Source organism: Companilactobacillus bobalius, from assembly GCF_002179915.1.
Taxonomy (GTDB): domain Bacteria; phylum Bacillota; class Bacilli; order Lactobacillales; family Lactobacillaceae; genus Companilactobacillus; species Companilactobacillus bobalius.
The window spans coordinates 97,100-121,431 of sequence record NZ_MYFM01000008.1; the positions used below are offsets into that span (position 1 = coordinate 97,100).

27 protein-coding genes and 2 tRNA genes are annotated in these 24,332 nt (G+C 34.9%); 22 read left to right on the top strand and 7 right to left on the bottom strand.

The genetic code is table 11. From position 1 onward, the window contains the following. The first annotated feature begins 14 nt into the window (after positions 1–14). The 4 genes from LKACC16343_RS12235 to LKACC16343_RS12250 all read left to right on the top strand — a co-directional run bounded on the left by LKACC16343_RS12235 (position 15) and on the right by LKACC16343_RS12250 (position 4,381). Positions 15–1,325, top strand: coding sequence for a PTS sugar transporter subunit IIC (locus LKACC16343_RS12235; protein ID WP_056951367.1), 1,311 nt, complete (start codon positions 15–17; stop codon positions 1,323–1,325). Between the two features lie 228 nt (positions 1,326–1,553). Beyond that, positions 1,554–2,240, top strand: coding sequence for a response regulator transcription factor (locus LKACC16343_RS12240; protein WP_056951365.1), 687 nt, complete (start codon positions 1,554–1,556; stop codon positions 2,238–2,240). After that, positions 2,237–3,316, top strand: a complete 1,080-nt coding sequence (locus LKACC16343_RS12245; RefSeq protein ID WP_056951363.1) for a sensor histidine kinase — start codon at positions 2,237–2,239, stop codon at positions 3,314–3,316. The genes LKACC16343_RS12240 and LKACC16343_RS12245 overlap by 4 nt, the downstream gene beginning before the upstream one ends. Before the next feature lie 129 nt (positions 3,317–3,445). After that, the gene (locus tag LKACC16343_RS12250) at positions 3,446–4,381 is read left to right on the top strand and encodes a hypothetical protein (RefSeq protein ID WP_056951361.1); all 936 of its coding nucleotides are present in this window, start codon (positions 3,446–3,448) and stop codon (positions 4,379–4,381) included. A 51-nt stretch (positions 4,382–4,432) separates the two neighbouring features. On the opposite strand, the gene yidC is transcribed toward LKACC16343_RS12250, so the two are convergent. Together yidC and LKACC16343_RS12260 are read right to left on the bottom strand one after the other, a co-directional pair. After that, positions 4,433–5,419, bottom strand: a complete 987-nt coding sequence (gene yidC / locus LKACC16343_RS12255) for a membrane protein insertase YidC (protein WP_056951359.1) — start codon at positions 5,417–5,419, stop codon at positions 4,433–4,435. A gap of 58 nt (positions 5,420–5,477) precedes the next feature. After that, a complete protein-coding gene (locus LKACC16343_RS12260) occupies positions 5,478–5,753 on the bottom strand; it encodes an acylphosphatase (RefSeq protein WP_056951357.1) in 276 nt (91 codons plus the stop codon). Positions 5,754–5,820: 67 nt separating this feature from the next. Between LKACC16343_RS12260 and LKACC16343_RS12265 the strand changes: the two genes are divergently transcribed. The 13 genes from LKACC16343_RS12265 (at position 5,821) to LKACC16343_RS12325 (ending at position 17,756) form a co-directional block, all read left to right on the top strand. After that, complete coding sequence (locus LKACC16343_RS12265; protein WP_056951355.1) at positions 5,821–6,582, top strand: TrmH family RNA methyltransferase; 762 nt, start codon at positions 5,821–5,823, stop codon at positions 6,580–6,582. A 324-nt stretch (positions 6,583–6,906) separates the two neighbouring features. Next, positions 6,907–7,953 (top strand): phenylalanine--tRNA ligase subunit alpha, encoded by a 1,047-nt coding sequence (gene pheS / locus LKACC16343_RS12270; RefSeq protein WP_056951353.1) that lies wholly within the window; start codon positions 6,907–6,909, stop codon positions 7,951–7,953. A gap of 4 nt (positions 7,954–7,957) precedes the next feature. Further along, on the top strand, positions 7,958–10,363 hold the full coding sequence (gene pheT, locus LKACC16343_RS12275; protein ID WP_056951352.1) for a phenylalanine--tRNA ligase subunit beta: 2,406 nt from the start codon (positions 7,958–7,960) through the stop codon (positions 10,361–10,363). Positions 10,364–10,470: 107 nt separating this feature from the next. Then, positions 10,471–11,565 carry an endolytic transglycosylase MltG gene (gene mltG / locus LKACC16343_RS12280; protein ID WP_056951514.1) on the top strand — a complete coding sequence of 365 codons (1,095 nt, stop codon included), beginning with the start codon at positions 10,471–10,473 and terminating at the stop codon, positions 11,563–11,565. Between the two features lie 103 nt (positions 11,566–11,668). Next, on the top strand, positions 11,669–12,145 hold the full coding sequence (gene greA, locus LKACC16343_RS12285) for a transcription elongation factor GreA (protein ID WP_054641987.1): 477 nt from the start codon (positions 11,669–11,671) through the stop codon (positions 12,143–12,145). A 50-nt stretch (positions 12,146–12,195) separates the two neighbouring features. Next, positions 12,196–12,492, top strand: a complete 297-nt coding sequence (locus LKACC16343_RS12290; protein WP_056951350.1) for a HesB/YadR/YfhF family protein — start codon at positions 12,196–12,198, stop codon at positions 12,490–12,492. A gap of 24 nt (positions 12,493–12,516) precedes the next feature. Further along, entirely contained in the window at positions 12,517–14,625 is a 2,109-nt protein-coding gene (locus LKACC16343_RS12295) for a peptidoglycan D,D-transpeptidase FtsI family protein (protein WP_056951348.1), read from the top strand. Between the two features lie 89 nt (positions 14,626–14,714). Beyond that, complete coding sequence (gene rpmG / locus LKACC16343_RS12300; protein ID WP_075887565.1) at positions 14,715–14,864, top strand: 50S ribosomal protein L33; 150 nt, start codon at positions 14,715–14,717, stop codon at positions 14,862–14,864. Positions 14,865–14,917: 53 nt separating this feature from the next. Then, entirely contained in the window at positions 14,918–15,490 is a 573-nt protein-coding gene (locus LKACC16343_RS12305; protein ID WP_056951346.1) for a 5-formyltetrahydrofolate cyclo-ligase, read from the top strand. Then, positions 15,483–16,154, top strand: a complete 672-nt coding sequence (locus tag LKACC16343_RS12310) for a rhomboid family intramembrane serine protease (protein ID WP_056951344.1) — start codon at positions 15,483–15,485, stop codon at positions 16,152–16,154. Before LKACC16343_RS12305 ends, LKACC16343_RS12310 begins: the two co-directional genes overlap by 8 nt. After that, complete coding sequence (locus LKACC16343_RS12315; protein WP_025084517.1) at positions 16,147–16,377, top strand: YqgQ family protein; 231 nt, start codon at positions 16,147–16,149, stop codon at positions 16,375–16,377. The genes LKACC16343_RS12310 and LKACC16343_RS12315 overlap by 8 nt, the downstream gene beginning before the upstream one ends. Further along, complete coding sequence (locus LKACC16343_RS12320) at positions 16,374–17,336, top strand: ROK family glucokinase (RefSeq protein WP_025084518.1); 963 nt, start codon at positions 16,374–16,376, stop codon at positions 17,334–17,336. The genes LKACC16343_RS12315 and LKACC16343_RS12320 overlap by 4 nt, the downstream gene beginning before the upstream one ends. 12 nt (positions 17,337–17,348) lie before the next feature. Next, positions 17,349–17,756, top strand: a complete 408-nt coding sequence (locus tag LKACC16343_RS12325) for a rhodanese-like domain-containing protein (protein WP_054641982.1) — start codon at positions 17,349–17,351, stop codon at positions 17,754–17,756. Positions 17,757–17,814: 58 nt separating this feature from the next. Here the strand turns inward: LKACC16343_RS12325 and LKACC16343_RS12330 are convergent, their stop codons facing one another. After that, the gene (locus LKACC16343_RS12330; RefSeq protein WP_025084520.1) at positions 17,815–18,009 is read right to left on the bottom strand and encodes a DUF3042 family protein; all 195 of its coding nucleotides are present in this window, start codon (positions 18,007–18,009) and stop codon (positions 17,815–17,817) included. Positions 18,010–18,095: 86 nt separating this feature from the next. Here LKACC16343_RS12330 and miaA point away from each other — a divergent pair, with 86 nt between their 5' ends. The 4 genes from miaA (at position 18,096) to LKACC16343_RS12345 (ending at position 21,711) form a co-directional block, all read left to right on the top strand. Further along, positions 18,096–19,022: a tRNA (adenosine(37)-N6)-dimethylallyltransferase MiaA gene (gene miaA, locus LKACC16343_RS12335; RefSeq protein WP_056951342.1), complete on the top strand. Its 927-nt coding sequence runs from the start codon at positions 18,096–18,098 to the stop codon at positions 19,020–19,022. Then, positions 19,015–20,268, top strand: coding sequence for a methionine gamma-lyase family protein (locus tag LKACC16343_RS12340; protein WP_056951340.1), 1,254 nt, complete (start codon positions 19,015–19,017; stop codon positions 20,266–20,268). Before miaA ends, LKACC16343_RS12340 begins: the two co-directional genes overlap by 8 nt. Positions 20,269–20,359: 91 nt before the next feature. Continuing rightward, positions 20,360–20,491 carry a hypothetical protein gene (locus tag LKACC16343_RS14625; RefSeq protein ID WP_256970471.1) on the top strand — a complete coding sequence of 44 codons (132 nt, stop codon included), beginning with the start codon at positions 20,360–20,362 and terminating at the stop codon, positions 20,489–20,491. Between the two features lie 245 nt (positions 20,492–20,736). Beyond that, positions 20,737–21,711, top strand: coding sequence for a cation diffusion facilitator family transporter (locus LKACC16343_RS12345; RefSeq protein WP_056951338.1), 975 nt, complete (start codon positions 20,737–20,739; stop codon positions 21,709–21,711). A 47-nt stretch (positions 21,712–21,758) separates the two neighbouring features. Here the strand turns inward: LKACC16343_RS12345 and LKACC16343_RS12350 are convergent. From LKACC16343_RS12350 to LKACC16343_RS12360, 4 genes are all read right to left on the bottom strand, one after another. Continuing rightward, positions 21,759–21,832: transfer RNA gene (locus LKACC16343_RS12350), tRNA-Arg, on the bottom strand. Positions 21,833–21,979: 147 nt separating this feature from the next. Then, positions 21,980–22,053 (bottom strand) — tRNA-Arg (locus tag LKACC16343_RS12355). Between the two features lie 135 nt (positions 22,054–22,188). Then, positions 22,189–22,311 carry a hypothetical protein gene (locus LKACC16343_RS14630; RefSeq protein ID WP_256970564.1) on the bottom strand — a complete coding sequence of 41 codons (123 nt, stop codon included), beginning with the start codon at positions 22,309–22,311 and terminating at the stop codon, positions 22,189–22,191. Positions 22,312–22,497: 186 nt separating this feature from the next. Further along, positions 22,498–22,698 carry a hypothetical protein gene (locus LKACC16343_RS12360; protein WP_054641980.1) on the bottom strand — a complete coding sequence of 67 codons (201 nt, stop codon included), beginning with the start codon at positions 22,696–22,698 and terminating at the stop codon, positions 22,498–22,500. 186 nt (positions 22,699–22,884) lie between these two features. Between LKACC16343_RS12360 and LKACC16343_RS12365 the strand changes: the two genes are divergently transcribed. Then, a complete protein-coding gene (locus tag LKACC16343_RS12365; protein ID WP_056951336.1) occupies positions 22,885–24,288 on the top strand; it encodes a carboxylesterase family protein in 1,404 nt (467 codons plus the stop codon). Positions 24,289–24,332: the final 44 nt, after the last annotated feature.

The following is a 24,332-nucleotide window of genomic DNA, read 5'->3' on the forward strand; positions in this document are numbered from 1 at the left end:
GGGGAGAGGATTTTGTGCCAAAAAGAATAGAAGCTAAGCTATTACCTTTAGCTGATAAATTATCAAATAATGTTGTTTTGAAATCGTTGCGGGATGGTTTTTTGATTGTAACGCCATTAATCTTAATTACGTCTTTATTCTTATTATTTGGAAACTTTCCAATACCGGGATGGACTGATTTTTGGATTAAAATATTTGGATCACAATGGACCAACTGGTTTGATGCTGCGACCGGTTCAGTTTTTAACTTTACCGGACTATTGTCATGTTTAGGAATATCATATGCTTATGGTAAAAACCGCAATTTGATTCCGATCCATGCAAGTATGGTTAGTTTAGTGTCCTTTCTAATTTTGACACCAATGACGGTTAGAGTTAGCGCTACTAGTTCAATTAGTGCTGTTAGAACACTTTATTTAGGCCCAAACGGTATCTTCTTAGGAATGTTTACCGCCCTCATTAGCGTGGAATTATTTAGATTTGCTCAAAATCGTAATTGGACTATTAAAATGCCACAAGGTGTTCCGGATATGGTTAATCAATCATTTGAAGCACTGTTACCAAGTGGCTTTGTAATTCTGTTTTTCTTTCTTATACGAATTATTTTTAGTTTGACTAAATTAGGAACGGCTTATAATTTCTTTTATTCACTATTACAATTACCACTTAAAAATGTTGGAAATTCTATTTTTTCAGTTTTGTTATATATTTTCTTAGCATCTATTTTGTGGTGTTTGGGTATCAATGGTCCATCAGTTGTGAACAGTGTTTGGTCACCAATTTTCTTTGTGCTAACACAGGATAACTTAAAGGCTTTTCAAAGTGGACATCCCTTGCCACACATCTATACAGAGCAATTTATTGAAGATTTTTCTACATATGGTGGCGGAGGCAGTATTTTGTCATTGATTTTGATAATGCTGATCGTTGGTAAATCAAAGAGAATTAAAGGTTTGAGCAGGTTAACTGTCATACCAAGCATGTTTGGAATTGGGGAACCATTTATTTATGGATTACCGGTAGTGTTGAACCCAGTAATAATGATTCCCTTCGTTATAACTCCAGTTACCAATGTATTAATTTCTAGTTTCTGCTTTTCATTGCATTTGGTGCCATATACTAATGGGGTCATGTTGCCGTGGACAACGCCACCTTTGATTTCTGGTTGGTTAACGACTGGTAGTTGGCGAGGATCAGTATTACAATTATTTGAAATTATTTTAGGAATGATTATTTATTATCCTTTTGTAAAAATACTTGATCGTCAGTACTTATCGGAGGAAATGGGAAAGTTGGAATCTCATTTAATAAATCCACAATCTTAACCTGTTCTCATTATTTATATTTCTATGATTAGTAAATTAAATTATTAAAATTGAGGCTAATTATTGTCTCTTTTTTATTTTTCTAAAAAAATAAAAATAAAAGCTTGTCTTCTTTTAATTTTTGCTATATGTTAAAATCATTAGTGCATTGCCAAGAATCTGGCATATTCAAATTAATGATTAAGCTATAATTAAAGACAATTTAATATTTATGTATGGGAGAAATATATGGCTAAAATACTTGTTATTGAAGACGAAGAGAACATGGCAAAATTTGTTCAACTCGAACTTCAACATGAAAACTATGAAGTAACTGTTGAACGTGACGGTAGAACTGGCCTTGAAGCAGCATTGTCTGAAGACTGGGATTTGATCTTACTAGATCTAATGTTGCCTGAATTAAATGGTATTGAAGTTTGTCGTCGTGTTCGCCAAGAAAAGAACACACCAATTATTATGATGACAGCAAGAGACTCAATTATTGATCGTGTATCAGGATTAGATCATGGTGCCGATGATTATATCGTTAAGCCTTTTGCTATTGAAGAATTACTTGCAAGAATTCGTGCTTTGTTAAGACGTATCGATTTAGATATCGATGTAACTAGAAATAATGATCAAGTTCTTAAGTATAAGAATTTGGTAATTGATAAGACAACACAAACTTTGAAGCGTAATGGTGAAGTTATTGATTTAACACGTCGTGAATATGATTTGTTGAGTGTTTTGATGGAAAACGTTGGAACTGTTTTGAGCCGTGATGACTTATTAGAGCGCGTATGGGGAACTGGTTCTTCAACTGAGACTAACGTTGTGGATGTTTATATTAAGTATCTACGTAATAAAATCGATCGTTCAGGTGCACCAAGTTATATTTCAACCGTTCGTGGTAAAGGATACGTGATGAGACGATGAGGATTTCCATTAGATTCAAGTGGACAGCATTGATTTCGATAGTTATTTTAATGGCCTACATTTTTGTAGGTGTCTTAGCTATGCGAACTGTCCAAAATGTTGCATCTGTAAATGAGATTCATTCTTTTACAAATAAATTGTTGATCGGTGGTATTGTTGTTTTCGTTATTGGAGTTCTTTTGAGCTATTTTGCAGTAACTATGGTTTTGAACGACTTGAAGCGAATCAATAAAACGATTGATGATTTAAACAAAAAACCTGATTCTGATTCCAGAATTAAGCTACGTAAAAGAAATGATGAAGTTTACGATTTAACAGTTAATATCAATAAGATGTTAGATCGAATGCAAGCTTACACGAATCAACAAAAGGAATTTGTGGAAGATGTTTCGCATGAATTGAGAACACCAGTGGCTGTTTTGGAGGGACATTTGAGTATGTTGCAACGTTGGGGAAAAGATGATCCTCAAGTTTTGAATGACTCAATTAATTCTTCATTGCAGGAATTGAAACGTATGCAGTCCTTAATTCAAGAGATGCTTGATTTAACTAGAGTTGAACAAATCGATAGTGCCTATTTGGAACAAACGACAGAAGTTAAACCATTGTTTACCCAAGTTTATAATGATTTTAAAATGTTGCATCCCGATTTTGTTATTAATTTTGACGACGATATTCGTGAGGGTAGCAAGGTTAAAATTTATCGTAATCATTTGGAGCAAGTGTTGGTTATTTTACTGGATAATGCTTTCAAATATTCCGCTGATCGGAAGGAAATAAATTTTGCAGCTTCAACTAACTCAGCTTTGCTAGAAGTTGTGGTTCAAGATTATGGCTTAGGAATCGCAAAAAAAGACCTTAAACGTATTTTTAACAGATTCTATAGAGTTGACAAGGCTCGCTCTAGAAAACGTGGAGGGAACGGATTAGGGCTTTCTATCGCCAAGAGATTGATTGAAATCTATCATGGTAGTTTGGAAGTAGAAAGTGTTGTCGGTTCAGGAACAGTTTTCAAGATTGAATTGCCACTTATTCAAGAAGCTCCTGCTGAAGATGAAACATCTAAAGGTGAGTAATTATAAATAAACAGACATTTACTAGAGAATACAATCTTTAGTAAATGTCTGTTTTCATTTTGCAGGTTATTTCCCAAGTTTGATCTAAAAGTATATTATTAAGATACCATCCAAGGGGAGGAAGATATTTTGAGTAAGAAAGCACTGTTAATTGGCGTGATGTGTTTACTACTAATTAGTGCCGGTTGTGCGAATAAGGCTGACGCAGATAAATCAACTTCTGACGTCAAGGCCACGGAAACTACAGAAAAGACAGTAGACTACACAAGCTTATCTCAATCAGAGAGAAATGAATTAACATTTTTATTTACTAGAAGTAGTCAAGATCCAGTATCAGTGGATTTAAAAATTATTAATCGTACTAATAAGAATATAAGCTTTATCAATTCTGATTTTATCCTGATGCATACGAAAAGCGATAAAGTAAGAGCTGACAAAGATGGTGATAGCACTATTGATTCTAACAGTACTAAGACTGTAAAGAATTTATTTGAAGATGTTGAATTGAGTGAATTTCAGACAGTTGGTTTGTTTGTTTATAAAAATTCAGATAATGAATTAGCTTATAGTGAGACAGCCAAGTTAAGTTCCCGTTCATCTAATTTAACTAATAGTAGTTTGGAAAATTCATATAAACAGGCTAATAAAGCGGCTAAGGCAGCTAACCGAGTAACGAAATCAACTAGTTCTGAAACTGAAGATTCTAAGAAGAACAGTACTGATACCGATACTAATACTACGAATACGAATGCTAATGATTCAACAAATACAAATACTGATAGTAGCAATAGTACTGATAATAAAACTGACAGTAATGATGACTCTTCATCAGTTGGAACTGTTAGTTCTGATCAGGCAATGAATATGGTTAAAAGTCACGATGGTAATTCTGATAAGAAATATGCCGTAGTCGTTGATCAAAACGGCGGTACAGCAAAGACTTATACTGATAGCAATGGTCAATCTGTTTATTGGATTCATTCAAGCGATAACGATGGATCATCTGGTGATGATTGGACAGTTTATCCAAATGGAACAGTAATGCATGCTAAGCCAAATCTATAGAGTAAAAAAAGAGGTTGTAAATTCATTTAGAATTTACAACCTCTTTTTTGTCTATTTCTTATTACGATTTTGTTTACCCTTATTTAATTCACGGATGTTTTTGTGTAATTCTTTTTCTTCAGCCTGTTGAGCACCACCTGCAGGGGAACTAGGAGCAGCTCCACCGTTTAAGATACTATCAAGCATTTCTTGAGTAACCACAACTTTAACTGGATGCTTGGCTAAATCAGCATCAGTTTGTTTTCTAATTCTTGGGGTTACGATGTAGTTAGTAATCAATTGTTGAATAACAATAACGACACCACCGACCAAGAAGTAAAGAGCAAGTGCAGCAGATAAGAAGATTGAGAAAAAGAAAGTCATCAATGGACTGACCATCATCATTGTTTGCATTTGTTTTCTTTGTTCTGGTGGAACAATTTGTAATGACATCCAACTTTGGATAACGTAGAACAATGTAGCAATAATGGCAATGACAATACTTGGTTTACCAAGTGGAATATTTAAGAAGGTAGCTGAAGCAATTTCCTTAGAATATTGCACAGCTTGATAAATACCCATTAAGATAGGCATTTGAAGCAATAGTGGCAAACAACCCATACCACCGGTCAAACTAAGATTATTTTGTTTATAAACATCCATCATTAAAGCACTAATTTTTTGTTGTGCAGCTGGATCTTTAGCTTTCTTTTGTGCAGCTTGTACCATCTTCAATTGAGGTTGAACGGCACGCATTTTTTCCTGTTGAGTTGTTGACTTATATTGTTGATTCAATGATAAAGGAACCAACACTAGACGAACGATAAAGGAAATAATAACGATACCCCATGCATAGGCATTCTTACCACCAATAGTTTGAGCCGTCTTTAGGATTAACTTTTGGAATGGAGTTCCAATCCATTTGTAAACAATTCCGTAGGGCCCACTAGTAGGAGCGTGCAGGTTCGCAGCTGTTTGCTGAGCACACCCCGTCAAAACTAGTGTCAGTACTAAAACTAACGAAAGTACTGATAGATATTTGACGTATTTTTTATTCAATTAATAAACCACCCTTTTAGTCGTATATACTGTAATATACGTTAACTCATTTGACGTTTCAACCAATCACAGTAAATTTTTTGTAATGTTGTAAGTCGTCAGAAAAAGTATAGTCCAATTTTCTAACTTTTCCAAAGGGTGATGGTGAAGATTTAACACGATTTAAAAAAATATAAAGTTCTTTTTGTGGTGCTTCGGCTTCAATAGACACAGAACCGTCAAGTTCATTTCGAACGGTTCCAGTTACGCCTAGTTCAACTGCAACCTGTAAAGTTGAGTAGCGAAAGCCCACGCCCTGTACTAAACCGTCAACATTAATAGAAAGATGTTTCACAACTAATCACCTCACATCATCTTATGTGTTAATATTTATATTATAGAACAAGAGGGATGAGACACATATGAAATATATTGAATCTAAAAAAAATGATGAAATCAAGCAACTAAAGAAATTAGCATCAACAAAGTACATTAGAAAAACAGGAACTTACATGGTAGAAGGTTTTCACTTAGTACGTGAAGCCGATGAATATGAACAAGATTTTGTTCAAGTGTTAGTTACCGAGAAGTATGCAGAGGATCGTTTGGTTAAGAAATACCATGATATCGCTGTGACTGTTTCAGAGGATGTAGCTAAAGAGTTATCTGAAACAAAGACTCCACAAGGAATTTTTGCTGTCCTTAAAGTAAATAATACTGAATCTTTATCAGAACTTACTGGACAATGGGTTATGCTAGATGATGTTCAAGATCCTGGTAATGTGGGAACAATCGTTAGAACGGCTGATGCTGCCGGATATGATGGTATTATCACTAGCTTAGACTCAGCTGATTTTTATCAACCAAAAGTTCAACGCTCAATGCAAGGAAGCCAATTCCATTTGCCAATCTATCGTATGGATATTCATAAGGCTATTGATTTAGCTAAAGAATCAGAACTAACAATTTATGGTTCTGAAGTTAATGAACAAGCTAAGCCTTACAATGAACTAGAAAAAATTGATAATTATGCTTTGGTTATGGGTAATGAGGCTCACGGAGTAACACAAGATGTCCTTAATGCCTGTGACGAGAACATTTATATTCCAATCCTAGGAAAAGCCGAGTCATTAAATGTGGCTGTAGCAGCTGGAGTATTGATGTACGGATTACAAACACTTTAAAGACTTGCGAAACTTTTTGGTTTTTGTATAATTAGTCATATGAAAATAGTTTAAACTTTGATGAAAAATAGTAGCTTGGAATTTCATAACAGGAAGAGTCGTTGACTGAGAAGACTTGATGAATGAAAGAGTGAATTCACTTTCTGAGTTTATGAGTTGGTTACTTTATAACCTTTGAGTGCATGTATTAGACATGAACTAGGGTGGTACCGCGAGTCCTCGTCCCTTATTTGGGATGGGGACTTTTTTTATGCAGAAAGTTCATTAAAGAAATTACAAACATTATTTAAAATAACAATAAAAGGGTAATGCAGGAGGAAAACTATGTCATTAGATGATAAGCTCAAAAGCTTAAGAGAAAATGGTATTGATGAAGCCAAGCGTGCACAAAGACTTCAAGAGTTAAATGACCTAAGAGTCAACCTATTAGGAAAGAAAGGCCCAATCACTAAAGCCTTACGTGGGATGAAAGACGTTCCAGCTGAACAACGTCCTGAAATTGGTACATTAGCTAACAATGTTAAGAATGATATTCAACAAGCCATTGAAGAAAAAATGACTGAATTGAATGAAAAATTAGTAGCACATCAACTTGAAGAAGAAAAAATTGATGTTACTTTACCAGCTGCTAAACAAGTTCAGGGAACTAAGCATATCTTGAATCAAACAATTGAAGATATTGAACAATTCTTCATTGGTTTAGGTTATGAAGTTGCTCCCGGTTATGAAGTTGAAGAAGATCACTATAATTTTGAAAGATTAAACATCCCTAAGGATCATCCTGCTCGTGATATGCAAGATACATTCTACTTGTCAGATGAACTATTAATGAGAACTCAAACTTCGGCTCAAGAAGGCCGTGACATGGAAGCTCATGACTTTACTAAGGGTCCTTTGAAGATGATCTCACCAGGCGTTGTTTACCGTCGTGATGATGATGATGCTACTCATTCACATCAATTCCATCAAATTGAAGGTTTAGTAGTTGATAAGAATATTAGTATGGCCGATTTAAAGGGTACTTTGGAAGCTTTATGTCGTCACGTCTTCGGCGCACAACGTGAAATTCGTTTCCGTCCAAGTTACTTCCCATTCACGGAACCTTCTGTTGAGGTTGATGTTTCATGTTTCAACTGTGATGGAAAAGGTTGTCGTATCTGTAAGTATACTGGCTGGATTGAAGTCTTAGGTGCCGGACTAACTCATCCTAATGTTTTGAAGATGTCTGGAATTGATCCTAACGAGTACAGTGGTATGGCTTTTGGTCTTGGACCTGAACGTTTTGCTATGCTCAAATATGGAATTAACGATATCCGTGATTTCTATTTAAACGATGTTAGATTCCTAGAACAATTCAAAGGAGTAAATTAAGATAATGAAAATTTCTGTTAATTGGTTAAAAGATTATATTCCTGTTACACATACTGTTGAAGAAATGGCTAACAAAATTTCTCTAACTGGTATTGAATCAAGTCCTGTTGAATTGGGAACAGAGCTAACAGGTTTAGTTGTAGGTCACGTTACAAGCGTTAAACCACATCCTGATTCAGATCATTTGAAAGTTTGTATGGTTGATGTTGGTGAAGATGAGGATATTCAAATTGTCTGTGGTGCTCCTAATGTAGCTGTAGATCAATATGTGATCGTAGCAACACACGGTGCGCACTTACCAGATGGTATCAGAATTAAACGTGGTAAATTACGTGGTCAAGAGTCAAATGGGATGATCTGTGGTTTGGATGAAGTAGGAGTACCTGCTAAATATATGCCTGAGGAATTTGAAAATGGTATTTATGTTTTCGATGAACCACAAAAACCAGGTACTGCTGTATATGATCTATTAGGCTTGAAAGATCAAATGGTTGATATCGATATCACACCTAACCGTGCTGATACTTTGGGTATGCGTGGGGCTGCTTGGGAAATTGGTGCTACTTATGATGAGAAGCCTAGTTTCAAAAAGCCAGAATTGAATGCTGATAAGATCAAAGATTTAAATGATGTCGATGTAGAAGTTGAAGAGAAATCTTTAGTACCTGATTACTTACTACGTGAGTTAAAAGACGTTAAGGTTGGCAAGAGTCCACTTTGGATGCAAAGAAGACTTTGGAATCAAGGTATTCGTCCAGTTAACAGTGTAATTGATGCTGCTAATTACGTTATGATTGAATATGGTCAACCTATTCAAGTTTATGATTTAGATAAATTGACTGAAAAGAAATTGGTTATCAAAAAGGCTCATGATGGTGACAAACTAAAATTAGCTGATGAAGATAAAGTTTTGAATCACAACGATTTGATCATTACAGCTGGCGAAGATATTCTTGGTGTTGCTGGAATTGTCAATGGTACAGTTGCTCAAGTAGATGAAAATTCTAAAAATATTTTACTAGAGGCCGGTGTATTTGATGGAGCCAGCATTCGTAAGACAGCTCAAAGACATGATCTACGTGATGATGCCTCAAACCGTTTCGAAAAGGGTGTTGATAATGGTATTGTTTCTGAAGCCTTAGTTCGTGCCACACAATTGGTTGATGAAACTAGTGCCGCAGAAGAAATCTCTAAAGAGATTGTTGGTAATTATACAGAAGCTAAACCAACTGTTATTGAAGGTAGTGTTTCTCATATCAATCATTTGATGGGCTTAGAATTATCAACTGATGAAATGGTAGGTATTTTGAATCGTTTAGGCTTTACTGTTAAAGTTGATGGCGACAAAATCACTGTTACTATTCCAACTCGTCGTTGGGATATGGCAATTGAAGCCGATCTTGTAGAAGAAGTTAACCGTATTTACGGATATGAAAACTTGCCTAATACTTTACCAGCCGGTATGGAAACACGCGGTGGCTACAGTCAAAAACGTGAATTCAGTAATAAATTACGTGACGTTTTACTTGGCGAGGGAATGGACGAAGTTATTAATTTCTCATTACTAAGCAAAAAAGAAGTTGATGACTTTAATACAGCAAATACTGAATATACTAAGTTGTTACATCCAATGACTGAAGATCATGAATATTTGAGAAATAGTTTGATTCCTGGTTTAGTTCGTAATATTGCCTACAATCAAGCTAGAAATAATAATGATCTAAGTATTTTTGAACAGGCCCGTATCTTTGCTCGTCCAAAAGGTCAAGCTCGTCCTAATGAAATTGAATACCTTTCAGGTGCTATCAGTGGCAATGTGATAAATGATTCTTGGAATACTAAGGCTCAAAAAGTTGATTTCTATTATCTCAAAGGAATTGTTGACGAAGTATTATCATTTACTAATGCTGATGCTAAATTTGAATATGAAGCTACCGCAGATTATTCAAATATGCATCCAGGTCAAACAGCCCAAATTTTGGCTAATGGTCAAGTAGTAGGTTTGATTGGTAAATTACATCCTAAGTATCAAAAAGACCATAATGTTGATGAAACATTTGTTTTTGAATTGAATATTGACGCTCTCTTTGAACTAAACGAGAAGAGTATTAAATCTCAAAGTGCTCCAAAATATCCAAGCGTTAGTCGTGATTTAGCTATTTTAGTTAAGAGCGATGTTGAAAATGCTCAAATTATTTCAGATATTTATGAAAATGGTGGTAAATATTTGAATGATGTAACGATTTTTGATGTTTATGAAGGCAAGAATATTAAGACAAACTATAAGTCATTGGCTTACCATCTAGAGTTTTTGAATCCAAATGGCACCTTGACTGATGAAGAAGTTGAAAAGGCATTTTCATTGGTTAAAGATAGTTTAGTTGAAAAATTTAATGTGGAAATTAGATAATTATTCCAAAACTAATGGTATAATTCTAATAAATTAACTCGGGAGGCTGTGTCTTGAGCCAGAAGGACGAAAAAAAAGAAGCATTAAATCAAGAATCAACTGATAAAATGAAAACTCGTGCTGAGGAACGATCTGTAGCTAATCATATAGCTTATTGGATTGTCGGCGTGATTGCTGTTTTAGCAGTTGTCGTTGCCATTATTGGCTTCAATTATGTAAACAGTTCATTGCAACCATACAATGCGAATAGTAAAGATGATATTGTCGTTAATATTCCTGTTGGTTCATCAAGCAAAGAAATTGCAAAAACACTTGAAAAGGACAAAATCATCAAGAGTGCAACGGTCTTTAATTTTTATATAAAGGCTCAAAACTATAATGATTTTCAAGCCGGATATTATACGTTCAAGCAATCAATGGATATGAATTCTATTGTTAAGCAATTACAAAAGGGTGGAAGTGCTCAACCAACTGGAACAGCTAAAGATAGTGTGCTAGTTCGTGAAGGTGTTACAATTGATCAAATTGGTGATCAAATTCAAAAGAGTACTAGCTTTACGAAAAAAGATTTCTTGAAGTTGATGAAAGATGAAAAATTCATGAAACAGCTTCAAAAGAAATATCCACAATTGCTAAATTCAACAATGTCCAGAAAGAATGTTAGATATCATCTTGAAGGTTATTTGTTCCCAGCTACATACAGTGTTTATAAAGGATTGAGTTTGAAACAGTTAGTTGGTCAAATGGTTGAAAAGGATAATGATATGCTACAGCCATACTTCTCAACAATTAAAGAGAAGGGTTATTCTGTTCAAGAGGTTCTAACCTTAGCATCATTGGTTGAACGTGAAGGTGTTACAAAGACAGATCGTGGAAAGATTGCTGGTGTCTTCTTTAACCGTTTAGATGTCGATATGCCTATACAATCTGATATTTCTGTTATGTATGCTTTGAATACACATAAGACAAAACTTACATATAAAGATGTTAAAGTGAACTCACCATATAACTTGTACAAGAATACTGGTTATGGTCCTGGACCATTCAATACTCCAAGTATTCAATCAATAGAGGCTGTTTTAAATCCAACTGACAGAGATCAAAATTATCTCTACTTTGTTGCAGATTTGAAGAGCGGTAAGGTATATTATTCACGTACACGTGAAGAGCACGATAGTAAAGTTGCTGCTCTTAACCAGTAGTATTATAGTGAATTAAAAAATGTCATCTAATCATGGTTGATTAGATGACATTTTAAAATTAGAATATTAATAAATGATTTTTTAGAAATGAGGAAGTTATAAAATGGCAGATAAAAGTTACCCTATGACAGCTGAAGGTAAGAAAAAGCTTGAAGAAGAATTGGAAAATTTAAAGAAAGTTAAACGTCCAGAAGTAATCAATAGAATTAAGATTGCTAGAAGTTTTGGTGATCTATCTGAAAACTCTGAATACACTTCTGCTAAAGATGAACAAAGTGTTGTTGAATCACGTATTTCACAAATTATCGAAATGCTACAATATGCTAATGTTATCGATACTGATGAGGTTGCTAGTGATGAAATTTCTATTGGTAAAAAAGTTACCGTTCAAGAGGATGGTGAAGAACCTGACGTTTACACAATCGTTGGTGCTGCTGAATCAGATCCTGACAGTGGTAAAATTTCAAATGACTCACCAATTGCTAAGGCCCTATTAGGTAAGCATACAGGTGATGTTGTTACTGTTGATACTCCTGTTGGCAGTTATGATTTGACTGTTAAGTCCGTAGAAGTTGCTTAGTGAAGACGTTTTCTGGTATGTTTACCTTATAAAATATTGAGGTGACAATAATGAAAATTGAAATAACTGATGAGGCTTCTAAGTGGTTCCGCGAGGAACTTGATTTGGTTCCTGGGGATGGAATCCATTTCTATGGTAAAGTGTATGGTAAGACAATGGTTCATGATGGTTTTTCAATTGCTATGCGAAAAGAAAAACCGGTTGATCCGGAATCTAGTACTATAGTTGATGGAATCACATATTTTATTACTGACAGTGATACTTGGTTTTTTGCCAGATATGATTTGTTAGTTGAATATGATCCTAAACTGGATGGACCTAAATATATTTTTAAATCTAATGAATAACTATTCGCTTTTTTGAAGGATAATATGAGAAGAATACTTGATATATTAAAGAAAAGAACAGGTAGTCAAGCGAAGTCTACTATTCCATTTCGTCTAAACCTGCTTTTTTTTATTGTCTTTGTTCTATTTGCTATGTTAGTTGGACAACTTGCATATTTACAAATCGTTTATGGTGGTAAATTTCAAGCCGAAGTTAACCGAACAGACAAGACAGTAATGACAGGCAGTGTACCTCGAGGAATGATTTATGATTCTAAAGGTAGACTATTGGTAGGTAACTCAACACAAAATGCTATTACTTATACAAAGAGTGGTAGCGTTAAGTCAACGGATATCTATCAAATCGTTAACAGACTAACTAAATATTTAACCGTTGAGAAAACTAATTTAACTAGCCGTGATAAAGCTGATTATATTCTTTCAGCACCAGGTAAATCAGCCAAGGTTATTAAGCAAATGCCTAAATCATACCGTGTTAATTCGAGTGGTGATGCATTAACATCTACTAAAATTTATGCAAATGAAGTTAAATACGTTGAACAACAAGGTATTCATTTGAATGATAAAGACCTTCAAAGGGCCACTTTATTTAAGAAAATGAGTTCAGCTTATTCACTTTCAACAGTCTTTTTAAAAGATAAAGATTTAACTGCTAAAGAGATTGCGGAAGTTAGTGAACATTTAACAGAATTGCCTGGAATTAGTATTGGTAGTAACTGGGAACGTGATTATCCACAGGGAACATCTATCGAAAGTATTATTGGTGGTGTTTCGACTGAACAACAAGGTATTCCTGATGATGAGTTAAATACTATGTTGGCATCTGGTTATTCCCGTAATGACCGTGTTGGTACAAGTTATTTGGAAAAGAGTTACGAATCAATTCTTTCTGGTACTAAGAGTAAACGTGAAGTACAAGTAGGCTCTAATAACCAAATTAAGAAGAGTAAAGTTGTTTACAAAGGTCAAAAAGGTGGAAATCTTAATTTGACTATTGATTCATCTTTCCAAAAGAAAGTACAGGATGCTTTAAATACACAATATAGTGCTGCTAAGGCAGCCGGTATTACTCAATATTCTGATGGGGCTTATGTTGTTGCTATGAATCCTAAGACTGGATCTATTTTGGCTATGGCTGGGGTTCACAATAATCCTAAGACCGGTAAAACTAGTGAAGATGCTCTAGGTGTCATCAATCGTACCTTCGTAATGGGTTCTGCTGTTAAGGGTGCAACTGTTTTGGGTGCTATGATGGATGGAGTTATTTCACCATCTAACAATACTTTGGCCGATGAACCAATTTACTTGCCTGGTACTCCAGTTAAGAAGTCTGTTTACCCAATTGGTACTTTCAGTAGCTTGAGTGCCGTACAAGCCCTTCAATTCTCATCTAATGAGTACATGATGGCTTTGGCAATGAAAGAGGCTAATGCTAAATATACGCCAAATTCCTATATTAAAATGGATTCAGATATCTTCTCTAAGTTGAGAGGTTATTTCAATCAATTCGGATTAGGTGTAAAAACTGGTATTGATATTTCAGGTGAAACAACTGGTATCGAAGGTGCTACACTGAATAGCTCTGGCGAATTGAAGACAGGTTCTGCACTGGATTTATCTTATGGAAACTACGATGCTTATACTTTAATTGAAATGGCTCAGTACATTTCAACTATTGCTAATGGTGGATATAGAATGAAACCATACATTGTACAATCAATTCAAAAGACTAAAGATGATGGTACTAAGGGTGCTTTGACTTCAGTTACACAACCTAAGGTCTTGAACAAAGTCGGATTCACTAATGATGAATTAGACGTTGTTAAGAGAGGTATGTACGCTGCTGTTCATGGTAGTGGGTACTGGACTACTGCTACTCGTTTGGCCGATATTAAGCCAGCTGTAGCTGCTAAAACTGGTACTGCTCAGTCATTCTACTATGATCCTGATAATCCAAGCAGTGACCCCCCTGAAACAATTACTACTAGTTTAGTTAGTTTTGGACCTTATAGTGATCCTAATATTGCGATGGCTATTGTGTTCCCTAATTTAACTAGTGAAAGTGGATCATACCCACAATTACTTGCAAAACAGATATATACGGATTACTATAAGATGACAGGACAGAAATAAATCCTGATTTGACCTTTTAAAATACCGTGAAAAATGATATATTTAATTAGTTGAATTTAGTTAAGTATTTATGAAAGGATGTTCCAAAGATGAGAGTAAACATAACAATGGAATGTACTTCATGTCATGAACGTACATATCTAACAAACAAGAGCAAACGTAACAACCCTGATCGCCTTGAACTTAAGAAATATTGTCCACGCGAACGTACTGTTACATTGCATCGTGAAACAAAATAAACAACAGGTTAAAATCCCTGTTGTTTTTTTTTACTAGGATTGGGAGTGATTAGTTGGATAAAGTAAGCTTTAGAAAAAAGCAAATTGATTTAGTTAGTACTTTCATGAAGTCTGACAAAGCACAAAAAGAAATCAATAATATTTATTTTCAGCTTTTTAATGATTTAGATTTTCAAAATGCACCAAGTATTGGAATTACTTTAAGTATGAATGATGAAATTCCAACGTTCCCAATCATTAATCAATGTTGGGAAATGGGCAAGGAAGTTTATATTCCAAAGACTTTTGCCGATCATTCAATGACTTTTGTTAAGTATACGAAAGACACTGAAATCGAAGAAAGTCCTTTTGGAGTTCGTGAACCAAAGAATTATGAAAATAATTTAATGGATCCTCCTGATCTTCTAATCGTTCCAGGTTTAGCCTTTTCAAAAGATAGGCATAATCGTTTAGGATTCGGCGCAGGATATTTTGATAGATATCTAGCCAAGTATCCAACTAAAACCATCTCTTTAGCATCTTCACAGCAATATTATGAAGAGGCTCAATGGCCAATTTATGTACTAGATAAGCCAGTAGATAAAATTATTTTAGCCAAGACGGATAAGGATCAACAAAATGTTTAATCGACAGAGTAATGCGTATGTGACATGGACACTCTTGGTATTAACTATTGGAGTTTATCTGGTTGAAGTTCTAGCTGGAGGCTCACAGAATAGCAATACTTTGATGACAATGGGTGCCATGACGAATGTAAGTATTCAAACTGGTGACTGGTGGCGTTTGATTACACCAATATTTTTACACTTAAGTGTCTTCCATATTTTCATGAATGGGTTTACACTATTATATGTTGGTCAAATATTAGAGCCCATGATAGGTCATTGGCGCTTTTTAACAATTTACCTTTTGAGTGGTATCACTGGTAATTTAGCAAGTTTTGCTTTTGGAAGCGATAATACAATTTCAGTGGGTGCTAGTACTTCGATTTTTGGTCTCTTTGCGGCTTTTCTAGCTTTGGGATTCATATATCGTGAAAATAGATTTATGACTGAAATTGGTAAGAGTTTTCTAGGTTTGATTGTCGTTAACTTACTTTTGGACTTATTAATGCCTAGTATTAATATTTGGGGGCACCTTGGTGGTGCACTTGGGGGATTGTTCTTAGGTTATACTTTAGGTTTGCCTGGTATACAACGTCCTAAGATGATTTTTAGAATATTATCTCTGGTTGTTTTAGTCGTAATTTCTTACTTTATGTATACAAAAGGTATGATAGTTTATGGATGAGATGAGTTTTAGAACTCTTTATGACGTTCAGCAACTTCTGAAAAGATATGGCACTTTTGTTCACGTTGGTAAAAGAATGTGGGATATAGAGCTTATGTTTATTGAGGTTAAGCGTTTATATGAGAGTCAAATGATCGACAAAAAGACCTTCATCAATGCTCAATTGGTCTTAAAACGGGAGCATAGAATAGAAGAAGAAAAAGAAAAGGACAGATCAAAGTGACAGACAAAAAGTTAATCGGTGTTGACCTTGGTGGTACAACAATTAAATTTGCTATTCTTACTGAAAAAGGTGAGATTCAACAAAAATGGAGTATTGAAACAAATATTCTATCTGACGGACAATTAATTATTCCTGATATTATTGATTCAATTAATCATCATCTTGATATGTACGGTATGAGTGCCGACCAATTTGATGGAATTGGTTTGGGTTCACCTGGTACTATTGATCATGAAAAAGGAACAATCAAAGGTGCTTACAACCTTAACTGGACTAATGAAGTTTATCCAGTACGTGACATCGAAAAAGGAACAGGTCTTCCTGTAACTATTGAAAATGATGCTAACGTTGCAGCACTTGGTGAAAGATGGCAAGGTGCTGGTAACAACGCTAAAGATGTTGTTTTTGTAACACTTGGTACTGGTGTTGGTGGTGGTATCATCGCTAATGGTCAATTACTACAAGGTGCTAATGGTGCAGCAGGTGAAATCGGTCACGTTACTGTTGATCCTAATGGTTTCATGTGTACATGTGGTAAGAGAGGTTGTTTGGAAACAATTGCCTCTGCTACTGGTATCGTTCGTGTTGCTAGAGATCGTGCTTCAGAATATGCTGGAGATTCAGAATTGAAAGCTATGCTTGATGATGGTCAAGATATCTCTGCTAAAGATGTATTCGATTTGGCTAAAAAAGATGATGATCTAGCATTGATCGTTGCTGATTATGTTTGTGATTCACTTGGATTTGTTCTAGGTAATATTGCTAACACCTTGAATCCTAAGTATGTAGTTATCGGTGGTGGTGTTTCTGCTGCTGGAGAATTCCTTCTAAACAAAGTGGACAAAGCTATGCGTAAGAATGAATTTGCTACAATCAAGGACTCAACTGAACTAAGACTTGCTAGTCTTGGTAATGGTGCAGGTGTTATCGGTGCAGCTTCATTGATTAAAGTTGGTTAGGGGTTTGTGTTAATGCAAGTATTAAATGCAGTTTTGTACGTTATTGTAATAGGATTTATCATCTATTGGGTCGGCTCATGGCTTTATTATTGGTATAAAGGCAGACAAATGGGTGGCTCAGTTGATCAAAAAACCTTTGAAAAGACAATGAGAAAAGCTCAAATTGTTGATTTGAGAGAAAAAAATGCATTCGATGCAAAACATATCCTTGGTGCTAGAAGTCTTCCTTATACACAATTAAAATATAATGAGGGCGAATTGAGACCAGATCTTCCTGTATATTTATATGCAGATAGTAAGAATATTTGTGTTCGTGCTGCTATCAAGTTAACAAAAAAATGGGGCTTTACTGACGTTAAGTGGTTAGAGGATCGCTTTTCCGATTGGGAAGGTCAAACTAAAAAGACTACTAAACTATAAAAAAATGCTGTGCAGAAAAAATTCTGACACAGCATTTTTTATTATTTGAAATTAATAATTAACCTTGGTGTGCTTGAAGGCTCTTACGGTTAGCACGTCTGCGGTTTTCTTCTACTCGTTCGTTTTCTTCATTTTCAGGTTCGATAACCTTTTTCTTGAATGCATGTAGTGCACCATAAACGGCTGTTGCTGTTGTTAATGAACCAACAAGAAAGCCTTTAACAAAACGAAAGTGTTTTTGATTTTTTGCCATAATATAATTCCTCCTGTCTTTAGTTCTCATTATGGCTTATTTCCTTTAAAATATCTATAAAAGACTATATTAAGTGGGGTAATTTTTTGAAAAAAGTTATAGCAATTGTCGGTCCAACGGCTGTGGGAAAAAGTGCGTTGGGTCTAAAATTAGCTCAAGAGTTTCATAGTGAAATAATTTCTGGTGATTCGATGCAAATATATCGTCATTTGGATATTGGTACTGCCAAGGATTCGCCTGCCGAATTAAAAGCCGTGCCACACCATTTGGTTGATATTTGTGATCCAGATCAACGTTATACAGTTAAAAATTTTCAAGAACGTGCCAAAAAGATAATTACAGATTTGAATGAACAAGGAAAAATTCCATTCGTTGTTGGCGGAACAGGTTTTTATTTGAGTTCGTTGATAAATAATCTTAATTTAGGTGGAAATTCTACGGGGGACGACAAAGTACGTCAAGAGTTACTCGAAATCGAAAAGAATGATGGAGTGGGTAGGTTGCAATCAATTTTGAAGTCAGAAGATCCGATTGCTTATCGAAAAATTGATATTGAGAATTCTCGAAGACTAATACGAGCAATTGAAGTAATTCGTACTACTGGAAAATCAATAACAGATCAAAACAATGGTAATAAATGGGCTAACTTTTATTTAATAGGTTTAACCGATGATCGTCCTAAGTTATATGAACGGATTAATCAGCGTGTTGATAAAATGGTAGAAATGGGACTATTAGATGAGGCTGAGTACGTTTTTAAGCATCGTGAGACATTTGTCCAGGCAAAGAACGCTATTGGCTACAAGGAGCTATTTCCCTATTTTGAACAAAATACTCCTTTAGATAGTTGTCTAGATGAAGTTAAAAAGAATTCTCGTCATTTTGCCAAGCGACAATTTACATATTTCCGCAATCAAATGGATGTAGATTGGTATAATATTAGTGATGATAATAATTATCAAAAAACAATCGAGAAAAATATCATAAAATTTGTAGGAGGGCACAATGACTAAATGGAACGCAGCATTTCCAGATAAATTAAAAGAGGTTATCAAAGAGACTGATGAGATGATTGCTCCAAAGTTGGCTGAAATTGATGAGCAAGTTTTGGATAATCAAAATAAAGTTTTAGAGGCCTTTAGAAAAGAAAGTATTGATGAAAGTAGTTTGCTAGGTACGACTGGTTATGGGGATGACGATCGTGGTCGTGACCAATTAGAAGCTGTTTATTGTGACGTTTTTAAAACTGAAGCGGCTTTAGTACGTCCACAATTTGTTTCAGGTACACATACATTGGCAACAGCACTCTTTGGTATGCTTCGTCCAGGAGATAATTTACTTTATGTTACAGGCGAACCATATGACACTATGCAAGAGGTTATTGGAACTGCTGGTAATAAAAAGGGTTCATTGATTGATTATAAGATTGGTTTCGATTACGTTGAAATGGATGGCGACAAGGTCAACTTCGATTTGATGAAGAAGAAGATAAAAGAACAAAATCCTAGAGTTATTGCTATTCAAAGATCTCGTGGGTATTCCGTACGTAAGAGTTTGACAGTTAAAGAAATTGCTGAAATTATCAAGCAAGTTAAGACTGTTTCTGATGCAATTATCTTTGTTGACAATTGCTATGGTGAATTTTCCGAAACAATTGAACCTACCGAAGTAGGTGCTGATATTATGGCTGGTTCATTAATCAAGAATGCTGGTGGTGGTTTGGCCAAAGTTGGTGGCTATATCGTTGGTAAAAAGGATTTAGTTGAATTAGCAAGTTATCGTCTCACAGCTCCTGGAATTGGCGCTTCTGAGGGTCCTACAGTTGGTCGTTTGTCAGAAATGTTCCAAGGTTTCTTCCTAGCTCCAAGAGTAACTGGTAATGCTATTAAGGGTGCCATTTTTGAAGCAGGTATTTTTGAAAAATTAGGTTTGAATGTATCACCTAAGTGGAATGATGACCGGACAGATTTGATTCAAACTATTGAATTTAACGATCCGGATAAGATGGTTAAATTTGCCGAAATGGTTCAAAAATTCTCACCAATCGATTCCAATGTTTTGCCTGTACCTAGTGAAATGTCAGGTTATGAGGATAAAGTCGTTATGGCCGCCGGAACTTTTGTTTCTGGAGCAAGTATTGAATTCTCTTGTGATGGACCAATGCGTGCACCTTATATTATTTATATCCAAGGTGGCTTAACATTTGAACATGTTAAGATTGCTATTGCTAATGCATGTAAAGAATTATTCTTTAAGTAAAATAAGTATGGTTATAATAATTAAATCGTTTTGATTGTATTTTTTGTTTAGGAGTGTATAATTAGTATTCAAATAATTGGAGGTAAGCAATATGAGATATAAAGTTACTTTAGATACTAAGCATCAGTTGTTTACCGTATTTGATAAGAAAAACACTCGGGTTTCTGCATGCGGTAAGTCAATTGAAGAAGCTATGAACAAATTATTGAAGTTGAGCGCATAGCTTTGAGTTAATATGAATCATTTATTACAGAATTTGTAATTAATAATACAATTTCTTTACGGGAATTTTAAAATGGAGAATTTCTGGTTGATAGATGATATATTAAATGAGCAACGAAAGTTGCATTCTATCCTCAACGATAAAAGGGAGAGCCTCTTCGATATTGAAGGGGCTCTTTTTTTGTGATTTTAAAGTTAAAGCGCTAGGATTATTTAGTAAAAGGGTCTATTCAGTGAGGCATTATCATGCAAGAAAAAAAACAACATCTTCAAAAAGAAACGAAAGAATGGCATAAGATTCAACATCGAGAATTGAATAAATTACGCAGTGCTCAACATCATTTATTATTTAATGTAGGGGCATATTTAGCAATTTCTATAATTGAATTTTATTTGGCAGAGATTGGACATTCACAGACTTTACGTGCTGATGCTTTGAATAATTTAGCTGGAATTATATCAGCTGTCTTATTATTAGTAGGAATTTTTATTGCTCGAGATATTGACGATGACGATTTAATGGGACAACCTTTGCCAGAGGATATTCAAAACAATGGTCAACGATTGCAACTGACACGATTTCATTATGAAACAGTCTTTACTCTGATTACCGGAATAGTTATGATTGCTATTTCGCTGAACGTTATTTATGGTGGATTCAAGAGTCTAATGCATCCGAAATTACAAGAAGTACCTCAACCAATCACTCTATTAGGAGCGGGTGTTGCAATGGTAATTATGATAGTTGTTTGGTGGATGAATCGGTCTGCTGGTTTAAAACTACAGAATGCAGCTTTGACAGCAGCCTCTCAAGATAGTTTAAGTGATGCTTTGACCAGTTTGGGAACTATGGTAGCGATCGGTGGGGCCTTGTTATTTAAGATATCATGGCTTGATGGCGTGGCCAGTATCATTGTCGGTATTTTTATTTTGGTAGCTGGCATCAAGATTTTTAAAGAGAGCAGTTTAAATTTGGCTGATTATTTTGATCCGAAAGCCGAAATGCAATTTCGGAAAGTTATTGAGAATAATCCTCAGATAAAAAAGGTAGAGGATATAAATGCTCATTATAGTGGCAATATGGTTACTATGGATGTGATTATTGCTGTTGATGCTCATATGGAAGTGAAAGACAGTTACCGTTTAGGCGAAGAGATTGAGGCCCAAATGCGGCGTCAGTTTGGTATTGTCGATACAGATGTAATGGTCGTTCCAGCATAAAAAAAGCCGCTAGGATTATTCCTAACGGCTTTTAGCGTATAAAAAAATGTCACAGGTGAGATTCGAACTCACGACCTACGGTTTAGAAGACCGTTGCTCTATCCAACTGAGCCACTGTGACATCACTTATACTATTATAGAGAAAAGTGATTTGAGTTGCAATAATTAATTTGAATTTTTTTATCACAAAATATCGTTTAATTTGGTAAATAGATATTAAAAAAGCCATTAGGATTTTACTCCTAACAGCTTTTAATGTATAAAAAAATGTCACAGGTGAGATTCGAACTCACGACCTACGGTTTAGAAGACCGTTGCTCTATCCAACTGAGCCACTGTGACATCACTCGTACTATTATAGTGAAAGTGATGTCTTGATGTCAATAAAATTCTGACTAAATATTCGAAAAAAGAGCAAAATAAAAGGTCCACTTAATAATAAGTGAACCATCCCTAATAATAATTTACTGAATAACATTACTTACCAAACAAGAAGGGTTTGTTTTCAGCTTCAAGTTCGGAGAGTACCTCTCTATCTTGAGTAGAAGCTTCGTTTTTTTCGGCTTTTAATAATGACTTGATCCATGTTATCAATTTCATGATTTTCATCTCCGAAATAATCACAGCTTTTAATGTCATCAGCATCTGGACAGAACGCTTATAGGACAAGGCTTCCTTTAACTTTGTCCTTAGCCAAATTATATCAGAAAAAATAAAATTAAGATAAATTTATGCCTTATTTTGAAAAATATTTTTGTAATTTTCAAATGCAAGGGCATACAATTTTTAAAATTGATTATTTAGGGATTGAGCTAACTCTTTACGACGTCCCTCAATGATGTCCTGGAGTTCTTTTAAGTCTTCCAAGGTAGACTTTTTACGAATAAAACTTCTTGCGGATGAACGCATAGCAATATAGTTTGCACGTTCACGATGATTCTTATGCCATTTTTCATTGGCACGTTTTTGTGCATCTGTTAATACCATAAATTACTCTCCCTCTAAAAACGTATCCTTGAAATTATATACAAGCTTTATTAACTAAACAAGGCAAATTATGAATAAATTTATATAACTTTCTTGTAAAAATGGTTTCATGAAATTCTTGTACATTAATATTATTAGTTTAGAATATTAACTAAACCGATATTTTGTTCACTGGGGGTTTATTTGATGAAAAAGATTATAAAAACAACAACTGGTACTTTCCACGGAATCGCTGATCATCAGCATGTGGACTTTCTAGGAATTCCTTTTGGTTACGGTCGAAGATTCAAGCGAGCTGAAGAATTTTCGATTGCCAAATTTGGTAAACAAGAAATCAATAAACTCCAATATGCTGTACATAATGGTACACAGCCAATGCAAGATGAGGCTTTGGAACAAAATGATAGTAAAATTAATTTTGGTGAAAATTGTTTGAATTTGGATATTTGTACACCGGATGTCGATGGGCATTATCCGATCGTCATTGAATTATATGGCGGAGGATTTACAACAGGTGGAAATTATCAAAAGCAGATGTCCTGGCTGGATCATCAAGAAGTAGTGCATGTTGTTCCTAATTATCGATTAGGTTTATTTGGTTGGGGGAAAGTTGACGGTGGTGACACTAATGTCGGCTTATCTGATCAATTAATGGCAATCCAATGGGTTATAGATAATGCACGCAGTTTTGGTGGCGATGTCGATAATATTAATTTGATAGGATTGTCTGCTGGAGCAAAATCAATTTCTGCTTTGATGGCATCCAATTCTAAAATGCTGGATCGTATTAAGAAAGTTATTATGTTCTCTGGTGGCGTACAGACTATACGCGATTTAGAGACCGCTCAAAAAGTAATAGATAATATTTGTCGAACTAACAAAATTAAAACAAGTAAAGATTTATTCAATTTGACTGACGATGGTTTACAGTTAGCTCAGAAGACAGCTTTACAAGGACATTTTGCAACTAACTGGTTTGGTCCTGTGATCGATGACGATTTAATTTCTGCTGATTGGCAAGATAAACTAATTCAACGTGTAAAGAGAACTAATTTTAAAACGATTATTTCAGCTGGCAGCAACGAATTGAAATTCTTTGAAGATATGGATTCGACTCAGATTGAAGAAAATGTTTTGCCAGATCTGTTTGGTGAGAATATTGAAGCCTTGAAACAAGAACTATTAGGTAAGGATTACTCTAAAGAGGAATTGATCCAAATGCTAGGCAACGCAATGTATGCTTTACCTGCAAGGAAATTGGCAGATTTGTTGATTAAGAATAGTGATGCAGAAGTTTATTGTAATTATGCCAAAGTTGATGAAGGAAAACATGGTGGAATTGTACGCTATTTGAATACACCAACTGCTGATTTGAAAATTGACTATCGTAAGAATCAATTGCACATGCTTCGTTTGTTGAAAGAATTTATTAATAATGGCAAACCTTACGATGAAGAAATTAAATTTGAATGGCCCGCTTATGATGATGATCGATTGGTTCTTGAATTAGATCCAGATGATCTTAAAAGTATCTCTGTAATAAGCCGTCGGAGCCCTAATGATTTGCCTTGGCAATCGTACAAACTATAGTTATAAATAAATATTGTAATTTGTATCATAAAAAATATATTGCA